Origin of the sequence: Vibrio sp. ED004 (assembly GCF_023206395.1) — a bacterium.
Taxonomy (GTDB): Bacteria; Pseudomonadota; Gammaproteobacteria; order Enterobacterales; family Vibrionaceae; genus Vibrio.
The window spans coordinates 350,146-366,097 of the sequence record NZ_CP066150.1 but is presented as its reverse complement, the minus strand read 5'-3'; the positions used below and the strand labels follow the sequence as shown (position 1 = coordinate 366,097).

Genomic DNA, 15,952 nt, shown 5'->3' with positions numbered 1-15,952 from the left:
AGCGAGCCTTTTGCTTTTCAGGCTTGTACGTTTTCTACCTAGACTTATTCTTTTTCTACCTAAGCTTTTACTTATCACGTGATCGATTCGATTATCCCATGCGCGGCGCTATGTTATTGGCTTTTAGCAAAGCATTGAGCACCGGGTCGATATGTTGAAAGAATGTGAGCCATCCTTCACATAGGTAATTTAGCCCTGCCTCACCATCACGACTGTTGATAATTCGGTTCTTGGGGCACTCACCATGACAAGCAAATTTAAACTCACAAGTTTGGCACTGTTTAGGTAGTGACTTTTGCTTCGCGAATCCAAAAGTTTGCTGAGCGGGTGAAAATGCTAGCTTCGATAGTGGCTTATCATGAAGATTGCCCAACTGAAACTCAGGAAAGACATAATGGTCGCATGAGTACACATCGCCATTAGGTTCAACCGCTAACCCTTTGCCGCAGATTTCACTCAAGGTGCACATGGTACTGTCTCTTCCCATCCACACACCGACGAAATTTTCAAAGTAAGGCACAAGCACTCGGCCAAAATCGCGTTCGAACCACTCGTCAAAAACCGTCGAAAGAAACTCACCCCATTGCGTAGAACCCACGCTCCAAGGCTCAACTTCACCAAAAACAGGAATGATCGCTTGTTGGTTGCTCAACCATTTATTGTTGGAGTGAGCCTCGCGCTTATCCACCACAGGGATGAACTGCAGCTGCTTTGAACCTACTTCATCTCGCAGAAAACGATAAACCTCTAACGGGTATTTGCCCGTCACATCGTTCACACAAGTTAAGGTCGCAAACTCAACGTTATGTTTTTTTAGATAGCAGATTCCGCGCATGGTTTGGGAAAAAGTGCCTTTGCCTGCGCGATTTGTACGGTAATGATTATGTAGATGCTCGGGGCCATCAATGCTCACACCGATGATAAAGTCATTGTTCTTGAAGAACTCACACCAATCATCATTCAACAAAGTGCCATTGGTTTGAAGGTCGTTGCTGATCTTGCTGTGGCTAGGGCAGTATTTTTTCTGAAATGCCACGACCCTTTCAAAGTACTCAATGCCGAGCAGAGTTGGTTCTCCGCCATGCCAAGAAAATATGATTTCCGGCGTGTTCTGCCCCTCAATATACTGCTTGATATACAGCTCTAACAGCGCTTCATCCATCACGTATTGAGATCCTTTTGGGTATTCAAGCAACTGCTGTTTCTCTAAGTAATAACAGTAGGTACAACTGATATTGCACACGGCACCAATGGGTTTAGCCAACGCTTGAAGCTTACTGTGCGCCTTGCCATTAAATTGCGGAACCGAACTCAGATTTGATAGTGATAAGGTCGTCATGAAGAATTCCTCGATGTAAAAGATATTGTATTAGCCAAAACAATTCGTAATTCCTTTACACGGTGTTCATCGGCCAACCAAGCCTGATGGTATTAGGTTGGCCGAGAAGTTTGTTTCCTCTATTTCACGTTCTCAAACGGGTTCCACGCTTCATCCACTGGGACGATATTTTGCGCTTTTTCGTACTCTTGATACTCAGCAACCATCTCAAGGAACAAGTCTGGCATTTGATTTCTCAAGTCATGCTGCTCAGCCGGATCCTGTTTGGTGTTGTACAGGTGCCATTCACTGTCACCGCCCATGCCTGTAGAGATTCGGATGATCTTGTAATCCCCTTTGAGCAAAATGCCGCTGCCGAACAACTCAAATGGAATCGCATTATCGGCACTGTGCACCTCTGCCGTTTCGCCCTTAAAGTAAGGCAGCAAGCTCACACCACTCATCGGGGCCACTTCACGACCTTGATACTCTGTTCCTGGGTGCTCTACATCGGCGATTTCAAGAATGGTGGCTGCGATGTCTTTTACTTGTGACAAATCATCAGTTTGAGTACCAGGTTGCAGCGCTTGATCGCCCTCTAAGAGTGCTTTCGCAGGCTTAACAATAAACGGCACACGAATACCGCCTTCAGCCGTGTACGCTTTATACCAAGACAAACCACCGGTTGATGCACTTGCCCACTCAGGGCCTAATGACACGCTGGAGTTGGCTTTACCTAGGTTTTCCGTCGAGTTGTCAAAGTGATGCGCCGTCCATGTGCGAATCAAATCACTGATGTTTTCACCGGTAATGTCCGCGGCTTCAGGCCCGTTGTCTGCCAGATACATGATGTAAGTATTGTCGTATTCCCCAATCTCTTTTAGGTAATCGACAACCTGACCGACTTGTTGGTCTTGCATCTCCATCATGCCCATTGCCACCGCCATCTTCTTGCCATACCACTCTTGTTCTTTATCAGACAAAGAGTCCCAAGGGCGACTTAGTGCATTACGACTTGAGATATCGGCATCTTTAGGAATAACGCCCATCTCCTTCATGCGGTCAAAGCGGTCTTCACGAATCGAATCCCAACCATGCTCGACGTAGTAGTCGACTTTACCTTGATACGCTGATTCTGGCGCTTGCAGCGGAAGGTGTATGGCAGTGAAAGGAAGATAAGCGAAGAAAGGCTTACCGTCGTCTTTCTTACCATCGATCATCTTGATGAGTTCGTTGGTGTAGACTTGGTCTGAGTACTCGCCTTTGTATTTGTCCTCAACCACTTCACCGTTTCTGTAGGTAGGTTCAACTTCAACGCCGGGAATGTCGCCTTTTTGAAGCGCTTCAGCGGTAGCCGCGTTTTTGGCTGGGAACATCATGTCGCGGTTAAAGTGATTCGAACCACCCGCTAAAATGCCGTAACTTTCGGAAAAGCCGCGATCGTCTGGTAAAAATCCATCATCATGACCTAAATGCCATTTACCCGATAAATACGTGTTGTAGCCATTTTCTTTGAGCAACGTAGCTACTGTTACGCCCTTCTTGGTCAGGTAACCTTCATAGCCCGGCTTACCAATCGCGCCCGGATAGACAGCATAATCAAAGGTACCTAGCCCAACCTCGTGGCTGTTCGCTCCAGTTAACATCATTGAGCGAGTAACTGATGAGGTCGGTGATGCATGAAAGTTGGTGAATTTAACCCCCTCTTCAGCAAGCGCCATCAAGTTGGGTGTTTCGACTTCTGAACCATAAGGCTGGGTATCAGCAAAGCCAACATCATCACCGACAATAACAACGATGTTCGGCTTATCTGATTCGGCAGCGAGGGCGGCGCTACTTGCAGCGGCCATCGCGGTGAATAATAGGGATTTCTTGAATGTCTGCATAAGACGTCTCCAATAGCTGTGAATAATTTTTCTATGATTAACTTTTTCTGTGACTAATCTGAGTTAGTGCGCGGCTTGGGACATCCAATGTAATAAGTCGAGCGCAGGGTCATAATCTTGAGCGGCTGCCAAACCGATCCAAGTGACAGCGTCCGCTTGGCTGACCTGAACGCCACTTCCAGAGAAGTACATTAGGCCAAGCTGTGTTTGAGCTTCAGGGCTACCGGCGCTGGCTGCGGTTTCAAACCACTCCGCCGCTTTCTCGTCATTCTGCTCAACACCATCACCGCTCAAATACCGATAAGCGAGAGCAAGTTGTGCTTCAGAGTGTCCTTCATAGGCTTCATCCAACACCTGAACGACATCTCGGTGCTGTTCAGATAAGGCCACAGAGCTTTCGCTGCCAACGCTTGCCTTGGCAAAAAGCAGAACCGTCACAACACCAGTCAGAATCACGGTAGTTAAACGTTTATTGAACATTTATTTCCTCCTCAGGAATAAAGGTCACAACGTCCCTGTCGAGTGAATTAGGTGAAAAGTAGAAACGGCGCGATGATGCACAAGCTCGATAGCAATACGTTTTCAATCTTCATAATTAGTCCTCGATTTACAGTGAGTTTTTGGATGCTTAATCAGACGACTAAATTGATTTTTCTATAATCTGTTCAATCGTTTGTTTTGAGATTGGGTAGAACTGGAAGCAGATATCTTTCTCAATCGCTTGAGCAATATTGCGCTTCTCTTGATCATCAAATTCCCAGCTACTGAAACGCTTCATCGCACCTACTTGGGTTTGGAAGTTGCGTAAGAAATCCAAAACTCGTTGGTAAATCATCTCGTCCGTTCCTGTGCTCTCTAGCGAGAATGCTTGAGCTAATTTAATTACGTTCGGCATATAGAATTCCGGCAGGGCTTCAATCACAACTGGCATCAGTACCGTGTTGGCATCACCATGCGGGATATGGCTAATCGCACCAAAGGCATGGGCGCAGTTATGGATAGGGATGCCACCTAGCGATGAATAAAATGCAGAAATCGCCATGGTGCTTGCCTGAAGTAGATTTCCGCGTGCGGTTAGGTTTTCAGGCTCCTCAAGTGCCACGGGTAAGTTTTCAACAATCAGTTTTGCAGCTTGAATGCCGTAAGCGTCGGTAAAGGCATTGCTCATTGGAGAAACAATGGCCTCAACGGCGTGCGTTAATGCATCCATCGCGGTTGAGCGAGTCAGGTGCGCAGGCAATTTGGTGGTGACAGTCGGATCAAGAATCGCAATGTCAGCCTCTAAACCAGACACCACTAAACTTGCCTTGATGTTTTCATGCTCGTTGTAAAAAACCGCAATCGGAGAAGCTTCAGCGCCAGTACCAGCCGTTGTTGGTACGGCAATATGAGGCACTCGAATGTCTTCATTGTTTGGCCACACTTCCATAAAGCCACCGCCAGCAATCACGGTACGGATATCATCAATCTGCTTATGAAGTGCGTATTTCACGCCCTTAGAAGCATCAATCACACTGCCTCCACCGACAGACAAAATAGCGTCTGCATTCAAGTTATTAGCAAACTCAATCGCAGCGTTGATGTTGTCGCAAGTCGCGTCTGGCGCAATATCGGTGTACACACCAACGAGCTTAGTCGCTTGATGATTTGCTTCTTGATTCATCGCCTGGTTTGCAAACAACTCTGAGAATTGCTCAACAAAGCCCAAAGACTCCAAACCTTTGTCAGAAAAAAGCACGACTCTTTTTGCACCTAAGCGAGCAAACAGAGAAGGGATATTTTCGATGCCGTTCTCTTGAGCGTGAACAATGGTTTTCAGTTGAAAGTTAAAGTTATTGGTAGTCATGGTGTTTACCTCGTTTATGTTTGATGATTAAACAATAACCAACACAAACCGGTCGGTCTAGAGTGTTAATGTCAAAGATATGTCAATTAAGATCATTGAGGATCATTTGTCTAAAGTAAATTACCACCTTCTAAAGAAGGTGGCTTTATGTGAGCCCCCTAAAAGGGGGCCTTTGTTTAGTCCAACGCCAATTGCTGCTGCTCCACGCGCTCTTTTTTCTCTTGATGTCTTACATAGCGTCGAATGATTTCTTCATTAACCCCTACGCTATCGACAAAATAGCCCCTTTGCCAAAAGTGGTTACCCCAGAGTTTGTTTCTCCTTAAATATGGAAATTTACTAAAGAGTTTTAAAGCTATTTTGCCTTTCAATACGCCCATCAACTTGGATATCGATAACTTAGGCGGAACTTTTACTACCAAGTGCACGTGGTCAACTTGAACGTTTAATTCAACGACTTCACATCCAAGTTGATTACAGTAAACGTTTATACATCGATAAACTTCTTTACCTACATTGTTTTTCAAAATCCTAAATCGATACTTTGGTGTCCACACTATGTGATATTGACATCTCCAAAATACGTGGGAAGCTTGATTATATCTGCTCATGTTATTTGTCCTCTTTGACTTCGCTAAAAATCAAGGGAGCATTTAACATGGGTAGAACTACAGGCAAAGCCAAACTGAATGATAACCACCTACTGAAGTAGGTGGTTTAGGGCTGAAAACATCGAGTAGGGTGAGGCGTTACCGCCTCATCCCTCTCACAGAACCGTACGTACGGACCTCGTATACGGCTCATGCACACTTCCATTCAGCATATTGGCTGAACACATGCCCTGTCCTTATTGTTCCAAGATTTACCAATCCTTGGTCATTAAACCATTGATTTGGCATCGCATAGCTTGATAGGGGACTCGCTGCACTGACCCAACTTGTCATTGAGATATGTTGGAACGGCGGCTTATACCCTAACTGTTTTAACCTTCGGTGTAACCGTTGAGGCTTCTTCCAAAGTTTCAACTGGATACTACGAAGTCTTCTTCGTAGCCACCCTGCTAACCTTGAGAACTCTCTGCTGTTATTGGTGATCCTGAAGTATTGACTGAACCCTCTTAACACTGGGTTTAAAGCTTTTATGACTTGCTCAAGTGGCTTACCGCACCCCTCGCTTTGTCAGTCGCTTTAACTTACTTTTGAACCCTTTCAGTTTCTTAGTTTGAATGCGGGTAAATTGACTCCCGATTTCTACACCTAAGAACTTCACGCCATCACGGCTGTGCGCTATATGTGATTTCGTCTGATTCACTGTGAGTTTAAGCTCTCCTTCTAGGATCTTCGTCGCTTGTGCAAGGGCATTCTCTGCTCCTGCCTTGCTACGACAGAAGATGAGTATGTCATCCGCATAACGAACGAGCCTATGGTCACGCTTTCGCATTTCCTGATCGAACGCATCAAGGTAGATATTGGCAATCAAAGGACTGATAACACCACCTTGTGGACTTCCTAGCTCTGTCTCCTGCCAACTACCGTCTATCATCACGCCACTTTTCAGAAACTGTTTTATCAGCTCTAACACGCTGCTATCTGTGACTCGCCTTCTGATGCTCTTGAGGATCAACTCATGGTCGAGTTTGTCAAAGCACTTCGACAAGTCCATATCTACGACGTGCTGTAATCCGTATCGGCGGATAAACATCGTGGATTTGTTGATTGCATCGTGACAACTTCGATTCGGTCTATACCCAAAACTTGATGGGTGAAATTGCTCTTCGAAGATGGGGGTGAGGATATCATTGAGTGCTTGTTGGACAACTCTGTCCCTAACGGTTGGGATCCCAAGCAATCGTACCCCTCCGTCTTCTTTGGGTATCTCTACTCGTTTGACTGGCTGAGGTTTGTATTGCTTGGTTTTGAGTTCAGAGAGGAGTTGATCGAGGTTATCACTCAGATTTTCGGCGTAGTCGCTCAGGCTCTGCTCATCTATTCCAGCCGCGCCTTTCGCTTTCTTTACCTTTTTAAACCCTTTATACAGCCTCTCTTTGTTGAGCAGATGACCATATAAACTGTAATAAACTCGCACTTTCTCTCCTTGGGTTGTGTGCTGTGTGGGGACAAGTGTTTCATGTCCAGTGTGGGTGTTATTTCTCTCTGCTATTCAGCCTTCTAGCTCAATGGCAATTTACTGAAGTGTGTCAGAGTTACTCCCCTATACGGTTTCTTAGCTCAGTATCTTGCTTCCACAATCAATACCCCGATAGCGATTCGGTTTGGGTATCACTGAAAAAAAAACATCTGTTCATCACAGACTTAAAGTGTACTTCCTCCCTTCGCAGCACTGAGTGCTTTTGGCATTTCAGTGCTCCATCAGACTTGATGCTGATGGTCAGCTAAGTTTTCTCCTCCACACCATTACTGGGCTTCTCGGCTTAGCCTTACTCACTACTACGGATTCATCTGCCACCTCGCACCAACACAGCTCTTAGCTTTCGCTTCGAGTTTGTGCTTCCAGACTTTTGGCTGTGGTGTCAGGCTTCCCAGTTACTGCACTGGCTCCCTGTTAACAATGCCACCTCAAGCACAGCATAGGTCTGACTGAGTATAGGGCTTCGCGCTATTTCGGACGCTTACCCACCTATATTGCCGAAGCAGGTTTACTTGCGTTGTGTACTGTTAACTTCCTATCGCTTCCTTCAGACCCTGCCGTTAGCCAGCAACGCCCTTGCGATTCGGATTATCTTCCCCTCAGTCGGGGTGATTCAGGTTTCTTTCAACCTAACGGGTTTGCCAGCTTCGCTGGGCAAACGAAAAAGCCCGCAAATGCGGGCTTAGGAATATTAGATTCAACGAGCTGAACGACAGAGGTTAACGCAAGTGAGCGGGTACCTTTGTTTTATCTCGGTTGAGATAGTAGTAGAGATAAACCAAAGAGTAGACGGTCACAAACGCATCGAGCGCAAACACACCACTCCAACCATAGAACCACTCATAGTCATTAATGCAGACGTTGTATAAGAAGATGCCAACAAACATCGACTTCTCAAATGCGCTGTAAATCATGGTCGAAGTACGCAGCGATTTGTACTTGGCCGAAAACATCAGCAACACACCAATACAGCCAACCATCACACCCCAGTGCTGATAAGTACCCAACAGATACTCTTTGTTTTCCATCATCGTATCGTTGTATGAAAACAGGGTCTGCATACTCCAATCCGGCGCCAAGAAGGTGGAAAAAGCAGTGGCGGTTAAGAATCCGGTGATCATCAAATACGACTTCATGGTTCTTTCAAAAAAACGTTCCAACATAAATAACCTCTTGAATAGTTTCTAAAATAAATAGCTGAATGTCAGGTGTGATTTACTTGCCTAGCATGCTCATCACAGCTGTCTTTAATTCGTTGTCCTCTTTTGCAAACAGATGCTTAACTCGATGATCTAAGCCCGTTTCTAAAACTGTTTTGGCATGGGAGAAAGTGATAAACCCTTCTTTACCGTGATAATTGCCCTGACCTGATTCACCAATGCCACCAAACGGCGCATCATCAACCGCCAAGTGAAAAACACAGTCATTGATACACATTCCACCGGAATGAACTTGGTGCTTAACCTGAGACTGTAAACTCAAATCAAAGCTCATCAGATACAGCGCCAAAGGCCTCGGTTTGCTATTGATGACTTGGAACGCCTCTTCGATATTGAGATACGTAATCAACGGTAATAGCGGGCCGAAAATCTCTTCGTTCATCACCTTGGATGACAAGCTTGGTTCTACAATCAGATGCGTCACCAGTCGTTGACAATCTAAGTTCATCGCGTCGTCATGGCAGGCCACGGTTCGCGTTCCCGCTTGTTGTTCTTCATTCAACAAACCCACGATGCGGTCGCATTGGCGAGGGTTGATTAGAGACGTCAAATTCTCGGAATAGACCCCTTCATCAAACAGCAGTTGGTACTGTTTTTTATATTCCTTAATAAAACCTTCGAGCTTATCTTCAGGCAGCAATACGTAGTCAGGCGCAACGCATACTTGGCCGTTATTGAGGCTTTTTCCGTAAATGATTCGCTCGACTGCAATATCGATCGGCATGTCTTCTGCCACGATAACAGGCGACTTGCCGCCAAGTTCAAGAGTGACGGGAGTTAACGTGTCAGCCGCTGATTTCATCACTTGACGCCCCACTTGGGTTGAACCCGTAAACAGAAGATGATCAAACGGCAGCGCAGAAAACGCAGCAGCAATTTCCACCTCACCCTCAACCAAGCACACCTCGTTGGAATTAAAGACTTCATCCAATAACTGTCTTAAAACGTCATTGGTTGCTGGCGTAAATTCACTCATCTTGATCATGGCGCGATTACCCGCCGCCAAAGCTGAAATGAGCGGGCCAACCGACAACATGATAGGGAAGTTCCACGGGGCAATGATCCCCACAACGCCTTTAGGCTGATAAACCACTTCAACGCGAGAGGTTGAAAGCAAAGGGCCTGAGTGGCGAATAGAAGATGTCGACCAATGTGGCAAACACTCGATGGTGTGATCAATATTACCTAAGCAAGGGAGTATGTCGGCCATCAAAGTATCTTGTCGGCTGCGGTGACCATAGTCCTCACTTACCGCGACACACAAACGGTCTGTGTAATCGATAAGAGCAGATTTCAGCGCAAGCAACTGTTCTATTCTCACCGGCACAGTGGGCATCGGATCATCTGCAAAAGCTTCCTGCATACTCTTCAACGTCGCTGTCATTTGTGTAGCCGTCAATTCATGTTTCATACATCACCTCGTGGTTAAGAGATGCACACAATAATACACAACAAACCGGTCGGTCTAGTGTTATTTTGTCAGAGAATCGTCAATGCTTTCTGAAATAAGTGGCTAGATATTGAATAAATAAGAGGTAGTAAATTTGAAAAAGTGGGAAGAAGAAAAGGATAAAGAAAAGACAAATCAGGCTGATATAACCAGAGAAATGGGGAGTAGCAGGATCAAGAATGGCCGCTTAAAGCGACCATTAAAAACTTTATTAACGTACTGTTTTTAAACAATAAGTCCAGCTAACTAACTAGCTCTTAGCAACGTTAGCAATGCCTTCAAGCTGCAGAACTGGGGCTGCGTCGATGTCTTCCGCATTCATCATTGACGATACGCGTTGCATCGAAGAAAGCAGTAGGCTTTGCTCCCACGGTTCTAGGTTTTGGAATTTTTTAACGAAGTTATCTTGCAGCGGCGGTGGCGCATTGTTTAGCAGCTCTTGGCCTTTTTCCGTCAAGTTCGCATGCACTTTACGGCGGTCAGCAACACTACGGATACGTTGTACGTAACCATTCAACTCTAGGCGATCGATGATCGTCGTGGTTGTGGCTTGGCTTACATTGGTGTGATTCGACAATTCTTTGATTGTCACATTACCCATTTCTTGGATTGCTCTCATTAGAATTAATTGAGGGCCAGTCAAACCATACTCTTTACTCAGCTTCTTCGAGTGTAAATCGATAGCGCGAATAATTTGTCGAATAGCGACCAGGATTTCGTCATGTTTGTCCAAGATGCAGACCTTTGTACTAATATACTGTGAGTGGTTTTACAGCGTCGAAGCGAAGATCTCTCATGAAATCGGAGTCAGGGCCGCTCGAATTACACTGTAAATTGATAAATTACGTCATTAATTTTTCCGCATTGTACTGATGTTCATACTATTCTCAATCTTTTCTATGCCTCTGAATTTGCGCAGGGCAACACTTTTACTCAATGAGTCACGATTTTCGCTCTTATATCGGCTAACAAGGTAACAAAAAGCCAGAAGTCGTTAACAAATAAAAAAGCAGAGCAGTCAAATAGGTAGAGAGATTGTGATGGCCTCACTACCTATTTAATGTTTCGACATCTGACTATTTTAGTTCAAAAGATTAAGCAGCACTGTTTAGTTGAAAATTACCTGTCAGCGCGTTGTAGAACTCGCTGTTATCCAAGATCCCAACCAATTGATTGTCTTCAACCAGCAAAATCGGATGGTTACTGATCTGCTTGAGCTTAATCGCATCACGCATACCAATTTCAGGGCTTGTGACCACGACACTCGAAGCGTTGATAGCCGTTAAGTCGTCAGACTCATTCCACTCAACAAGTGCCAACGTCGGTTCACCTTTTACCGATAAAGCACCTTCACTCTGTTCAATCCAGAGATCTTTAGAATCACAGATCTTCCAGCTTTCATTCTCTTGCGTCAGTGAATCAAGAGGCTGCATTAAAGAGCGACCTTTAAGCACATTCAACGGGTTGGTGTGAGCAACAAAGTCCTTCACATATTCCGTTTTCGGCGTCAGTACGATCTCTTCCGGTTTACCGTGTTGGATCAGTTTGCCAGACTCCATGATCGCGATGTTATTACCAATCTTCAGCGCTTCATCTAGATCGTGACTCACGAACAGAATCGTTTTGTTAAGTTTGCTTTGCAGTGTAATCAGTTCATCTTGAAGCTGGGCACGAATCAATGGGTCAAGTGCCGAGAACGGTTCATCCATCAATAGAATGTCAGTATCCATAGCAAAAGCACGCGCTAAACCAACACGTTGCTGCATGCCGCCAGACAGCTCATGCGGGAATTTCGTTTCCCACTCAGCGAGGCCAACCATTTCAAGCTGTTCACGCGCCTTCGCACGACGAACATCTTTGGCGACACCTTGCATTTCAAGGCCAAATGCCACGTTATCCAATACGGTTAGCCAAGGCATCAAAGCGAATTTTTGGAACACCATAGAAACGCGGTGAGTACGTAAGTGACGCAGTGTCGCTTCGTCGCACTGTTCGCCTAGATCCACCAGCTTATCGCCATCTTTGATTGCCAATGAACCACGGCTGATCTCATTCAAACCGTTTACGGCACGAAGCAATGAAGACTTACCCGAGCCCGATAAGCCCATCAACACGCAGATCTCGCCTTCTTCAACCGTCAGAGAAACATTATCTACGCCAACGACTTGACCAGTTTCATCAATGATCTCTTGGCGAGTTTTGCCTTGGTCGAGTAGCTCGAGCGCTTGCTTGGACTTATCACCAAAAACAACATCAAGGTTTTTAATGGTAATCGCGTCCATTGTCTTTTTTTCCTGAGAGCTAGACATGATTAAGCCTCCTTCTGATTGGGTGTTTTGCACAAGCGATCAAGAATGATAGCGACTAATACAATCGCCAGTCCGGCTTCAAAACCTTGTGAGATGTTTACTGTGTTCAATGCACGAACAACTGGCTTACCAAGCCCATCAGCACCGACAAGAGCGGCGATAACCACCATCGAAAGCGACAACATGATGCACTGAGTAACACCGGCCATAATGCTTGGTAGAGCCGCCGGCAATTCCACTTTGAGTAGCAACTTCATGCGGCTAGCACCAAAGGCTTTACCTGCTTCAATCAATTCTTCAGGTACTTTAGTCACACCCAGATAGGTCAAGCGTATTGGCGCGGCGATAGCAAAAATAATGGTTGAGATTAAGCCCGGAACGATGCCTAAGCCGAATAGAACCAAGGTCGGGATAAGGTACACAAACGTTGGTACCGTCTGCATTAAATCGAGAATGGGGCGCAGTAACGTATACAACCAAGGGCGGTGCGCCGCCATGATGCCAACCGGTACGCCAATTAATACGGAAATCGTTGTCGCCGCAAAGACGAGAACAAAGGTTTCCAGCATTTCTTGCCAATAGCCAAGGTTGAGGATGGTCAGAAGCGCCGCGACAACGAAGATCACCAACGACAATTTACGGTGTAAATACCAAGCAATCGCTGCGGTAATCACGATAGGGAGCGCAGGCGGCATCCATTTAAATACATCAACTAAAAACAGAATAACGGTTTCTAAAAAGATAGAAATAGCATCAAAAAAGCCAGCTGCGTTGATTGTTAACCAGTCAACACCAGCTTCCATCCATTGTCCGACAGGGATTTTGTTTTCCGTAATAAAATTCACAATATTGCCTTTTATTATGGGTGGGCTACTTCAAGCCAATCGATAAATTGGCAAGCCCACCTTTATTATTTATGTAGCTGTTGAGATAGGTAGAACTAAGCTTTAACTTGTTTTAGGTATTCAGTAACGGCTTGAGTCGCTGATTCACCTTTATGCGTTTTTACGTTGTCTAACCAAGCTTCCACTTGTTGTGGATTGCTGTTCAACCATTGTTGCGCCGCTTTTTCAGGCTTCACATTCTGGTTCAGAATCTCTTCCATCAGCTGGTTTTCCATCTCTAGAGTGAACTCTAGGTTCTGTAGAAGCTGACCGACGTTTGAACACTCAGACAGGTAGTTTGAACGAACATTGGTGTAAACATTTGCGCCACCGTAGTTCGGACCGAAGAAGTCGTCACCACCAGAGAGGTATTCCATCTCAACGTTGCTGTTCATTGGGTGTGGTGCCCAGCCAAGGTAAACAATCCATTGGCTACGACGCGCTGCGCGTGATACTTGCGACACCATGCCTGCTTCGCTTGATTCAACTAGGCTGAAGTCTTTTAGACCGAATGCGTCAGAGTCGATCATCAATTGGATTAGGCGGTTACCATCGTTACCAGGCTCAATGCCGTAGATGCGGTCTTTAAATTTGTCGGCATGTTTTGCTAGGTCTGCGAAGCTTTTAACACCTGCGTCGTACACGTACTTAGGTACAGCGAGCGTGTATTTCGCACCTTCAAGGTTGGCTCGAACGGTTTCAACGGTGCCCGCTTCACGATATTTAGCAATATCGCCTTCCATGGTTGGCATCCAGTTACCTAGGAATACATCAATGTCGCCATTGGCCATAGAAGAGTAAGTTACGGGTACTGAAAGCAGGTCTGTTTTGGTTTTGTAACCAAGACCTTTCAGTAGCTCAGAAGTAACGGCAGTCGTTGCAGTGATGTCTGTCCAACCGACATCAGCAAAGCGCACGTTTTCACATTGCTGTGGCTCAACAGAAGCGTTAGCCGCAAATGCAAATGAGCTGATAGCGAGTGTTGTTAACGTTTTTGTCGCCACGTTCTGAATATTTAGAGTCGTCATAATGATTCCTTTTGATCTTTCCTTTTTCTGCTCTATCTCAAACGGATAGCGGCAGTACTGCTGACTTTTGACTTATGATTGGTGTTACTATTTTTGTTATTTTTTAAGCAGTAACAGAGGCTTAAGCTTCTCTCACTGGCTTATTGATTCTTTGCTTTTCTTCCCATTCCGGCGCAATCCACACTGGCACGTCCTGTTCTTTAAGCATTGGTTTACCCAAAATCAGATCAGATGCGCGTTCAGCAACCATGATGGTTGGCGCGTTCAAGTTTCCGTTGGGAATGGTAGGGAAAACGGACGAGTCGACGACACGCAGATTATCAATGCCACGAACACGACACTCTTCATCAAGCACCGCCATTGGGTCGTTATCTGAACCCATTTTGCAGCCACAAGAAGGGTGATAAGCACTTTCAACGTTCTGCTTAACCCACTCATCAATCGCTTCATCGGAAGTTATGTTTAGACCCGGCTGAATCTCTTCACCACGGTAAAAATCCATCGCAGGTTGCGACAGAATTTCGCGAGTCAGACGAATACAGTCACGCCAATCTTGACGATCTTGTTCAGTCGAGATGTAATTGAAAATGATCTCTGGTTTGGCATGCGGATCTGCCGAAGTGATCGCAACCGTACCGCGACTCTCTGGCTTATTAGGCCCAACGTGTACTTGGAAACCGTGACCATCAAAGGCCGCTTGGCCGTCGTAACGCATTGCTGCTGGTAGGAAGTGGTATTGAATATTTGGCCACTTCAACCCTTTGCGAGAACGAATAAACGCACACGATTCAAAGTGATTGGTCGCACCCAAGCCTTTACGAGTCAGAATCCATTCCGCGCCAATCATGCCCTTGCTCACCAAGCCAAGTTTGCTGTTAAGCGTGATAGGTTCGTTACAGTGATACTGGAAGTAAACTTCTAGGTGGTCTTGAAGGTTTTCACCTACGCCATTCAACTCGTGTTTCAGTTCAACGCCCGCTTTTTCAAGCACCGCTTTCGGGCCGATACCAGATAGTTGAAGCAGTTGAACCGAGCCGATAGAGCCCGCAGAAGAGATCACTTCTTTGTTCGCTACCGCCACTTGGGTATTGCCTGACTTTTCAAACTCGACACCAACCGCTTTCAAGCCCGATTGACCCTGTGCGTCTTGTGACTCAAGTAAGAAACGACGAGCCACGATGCCTTTTTTCAATGTTAGATTTGGGCGCTTCAATGCACGGCGCAAGTAAGCGTTAGAGGTTGAGGCTCTGACACCCTTGTCTACCGTCATGTGCATGGTGCCGAAGCCTTCTTGCTGGTAGCCGTTGTAGTCTTGAGTTTCTGGGTAACCGGCATCTTTACCTGCATCGATGAACGCTTGGTAAAGCGGGTTAAGCTCCATATCGTTGCCGTTACATGTACCTACAGGTCCGTTGTCGCCACGATATTCGTCACCCCCCTTGTTCCACGATTCAGCACGGCGGAAGTAAGGCAAACACGCTTGGTAATTCCAACCCGCTGCGCCCTCTTCTTCCCACTGCTCGAAGTCACAAGCGTGGCCACGCACATAAACCATGCCATTGATTGATGAACTACCACCTAACACCTTGCCACGTGGGCAGTGCAGTTCACGCCCGTCAAGGCCCGGCTCTTTCTCTGTTTCAAATTGCCAAGCGTACTTTTCAGTATTCATTGGGTAAGAAAGCGCGGTCGGCATCTGGATAAAAATGCTCTTATCCGTACCACCAGCTTCGAGTAATAAAACGCTATGTTCACCGCTTTCCGTTAGCCTATCCGCTAACACACAGCCGGCCGAACCCGCGCCGACGATAATATAATCGTAGCGTTGTTCCATGTTATCTATTCCCTGAGGTGAGTCAGTAG

12 protein-coding genes and 1 pseudogene are annotated in these 15,952 nt (G+C 46.0%); all 13 read right to left on the bottom strand.

The features are described 5' to 3' along the window. Nucleotides 1-91 precede the first annotated feature (91 nt). The 13 genes and pseudogenes from ITG10_RS19165 to betA all read right to left on the bottom strand — a co-directional run bounded on the left by ITG10_RS19165 (nt 92) and on the right by betA (nt 15,923). Nucleotides 92-1,339 (bottom strand): anaerobic sulfatase maturase, encoded by a 1,248-nt coding sequence (locus tag ITG10_RS19165; protein WP_248387077.1) that lies wholly within the window; start codon nt 1,337-1,339, stop codon nt 92-94. 119 nt (nt 1,340-1,458) lie between these two features. Next, nucleotides 1,459-3,204 carry an arylsulfatase gene (locus ITG10_RS19160; RefSeq protein ID WP_017631441.1) on the bottom strand — a complete coding sequence of 582 codons (1,746 nt, stop codon included), beginning with the start codon at nt 3,202-3,204 and terminating at the stop codon, nt 1,459-1,461. Between the two features lie 63 nt (nt 3,205-3,267). Continuing rightward, nucleotides 3,268-3,684, bottom strand: coding sequence for a tetratricopeptide repeat protein (locus tag ITG10_RS19155; protein ID WP_017631440.1), 417 nt, complete (start codon nt 3,682-3,684; stop codon nt 3,268-3,270). Nucleotides 3,685-3,844: 160 nt separating this feature from the next. Further along, nucleotides 3,845-5,050: an iron-containing alcohol dehydrogenase gene (locus tag ITG10_RS19150; RefSeq protein ID WP_248387076.1), complete on the bottom strand. Its 1,206-nt coding sequence runs from the start codon at nt 5,048-5,050 to the stop codon at nt 3,845-3,847. A 176-nt stretch (nt 5,051-5,226) separates the two neighbouring features. Further along, the gene (tnpA, locus tag ITG10_RS19145; protein WP_017633274.1) at nt 5,227-5,661 is read right to left on the bottom strand and encodes an IS200/IS605 family transposase; all 435 of its coding nucleotides are present in this window, start codon (nt 5,659-5,661) and stop codon (nt 5,227-5,229) included. Between the two features lie 189 nt (nt 5,662-5,850). Beyond that, nucleotides 5,851-7,135, bottom strand: a pseudogene (gene ltrA, locus ITG10_RS19140) (group II intron reverse transcriptase/maturase). Between the two features lie 782 nt (nt 7,136-7,917). Beyond that, nucleotides 7,918-8,361 carry a hypothetical protein gene (locus ITG10_RS19135; RefSeq protein ID WP_048664473.1) on the bottom strand — a complete coding sequence of 148 codons (444 nt, stop codon included), beginning with the start codon at nt 8,359-8,361 and terminating at the stop codon, nt 7,918-7,920. A 52-nt stretch (nt 8,362-8,413) separates the two neighbouring features. Continuing rightward, the gene (locus ITG10_RS19130; RefSeq protein ID WP_248387075.1) at nt 8,414-9,829 is read right to left on the bottom strand and encodes a coniferyl aldehyde dehydrogenase; all 1,416 of its coding nucleotides are present in this window, start codon (nt 9,827-9,829) and stop codon (nt 8,414-8,416) included. A gap of 289 nt (nt 9,830-10,118) precedes the next feature. Then, nucleotides 10,119-10,601, bottom strand: a complete 483-nt coding sequence (locus ITG10_RS19125) for a MarR family transcriptional regulator (RefSeq protein WP_017632044.1) — start codon at nt 10,599-10,601, stop codon at nt 10,119-10,121. Between the two features lie 361 nt (nt 10,602-10,962). Beyond that, nucleotides 10,963-12,177 (bottom strand): choline ABC transporter ATP-binding protein, encoded by a 1,215-nt coding sequence (gene choV, locus ITG10_RS19120; RefSeq protein WP_017632043.1) that lies wholly within the window; start codon nt 12,175-12,177, stop codon nt 10,963-10,965. A 2-nt stretch (nt 12,178-12,179) separates the two neighbouring features. Further along, nucleotides 12,180-13,022 (bottom strand): choline ABC transporter permease subunit, encoded by an 843-nt coding sequence (choW, locus tag ITG10_RS19115; RefSeq protein WP_004736863.1) that lies wholly within the window; start codon nt 13,020-13,022, stop codon nt 12,180-12,182. Between the two features lie 95 nt (nt 13,023-13,117). Further along, the gene (locus tag ITG10_RS19110; protein WP_017632041.1) at nt 13,118-14,089 is read right to left on the bottom strand and encodes a choline ABC transporter substrate-binding protein; all 972 of its coding nucleotides are present in this window, start codon (nt 14,087-14,089) and stop codon (nt 13,118-13,120) included. A 121-nt stretch (nt 14,090-14,210) separates the two neighbouring features. After that, on the bottom strand, nt 14,211-15,923 hold the full coding sequence (betA, locus tag ITG10_RS19105) for a choline dehydrogenase (protein WP_017632040.1): 1,713 nt from the start codon (nt 15,921-15,923) through the stop codon (nt 14,211-14,213). Between the last annotated feature and the right edge of the window lie 29 nt (nt 15,924-15,952).

What these genes read in the sequence shown, in the direction of transcription:
- ITG10_RS19155 (WP_017631440.1), bottom strand. Translation starts at nt 3,684, where the DNA reads ATGTTCAATAAACGTTTAACTACCGTGATTCTGACTGGTGTTGTGACG.
- ITG10_RS19130 (WP_248387075.1), bottom strand. Translation starts at nt 9,829, where the DNA reads ATGAAACATGAATTGACGGCTACACAAATGACAGCGACGTTGAAGAGT.
- choV (WP_017632043.1), bottom strand. Translation starts at nt 12,177, where the DNA reads ATGTCTAGCTCTCAGGAAAAAAAGACAATGGACGCGATTACCATTAAA.
- ITG10_RS19160 (WP_017631441.1), bottom strand. Translation starts at nt 3,204, where the DNA reads ATGCAGACATTCAAGAAATCCCTATTATTCACCGCGATGGCCGCTGCA.
- ITG10_RS19165 (WP_248387077.1), bottom strand. Translation starts at nt 1,339, where the DNA reads ATGACGACCTTATCACTATCAAATCTGAGTTCGGTTCCGCAATTTAAT.
- ITG10_RS19150 (WP_248387076.1), bottom strand. Translation starts at nt 5,050, where the DNA reads ATGACTACCAATAACTTTAACTTTCAACTGAAAACCATTGTTCACGCT.
- ITG10_RS19110 (WP_017632041.1), bottom strand. Translation starts at nt 14,089, where the DNA reads ATGACGACTCTAAATATTCAGAACGTGGCGACAAAAACGTTAACAACA.
- ITG10_RS19135 (WP_048664473.1), bottom strand. Translation starts at nt 8,361, where the DNA reads ATGTTGGAACGTTTTTTTGAAAGAACCATGAAGTCGTATTTGATGATC.
- tnpA (WP_017633274.1), bottom strand. Translation starts at nt 5,661, where the DNA reads ATGAGCAGATATAATCAAGCTTCCCACGTATTTTGGAGATGTCAATAT.
- betA (WP_017632040.1), bottom strand. Translation starts at nt 15,923, where the DNA reads ATGGAACAACGCTACGATTATATTATCGTCGGCGCGGGTTCGGCCGGC.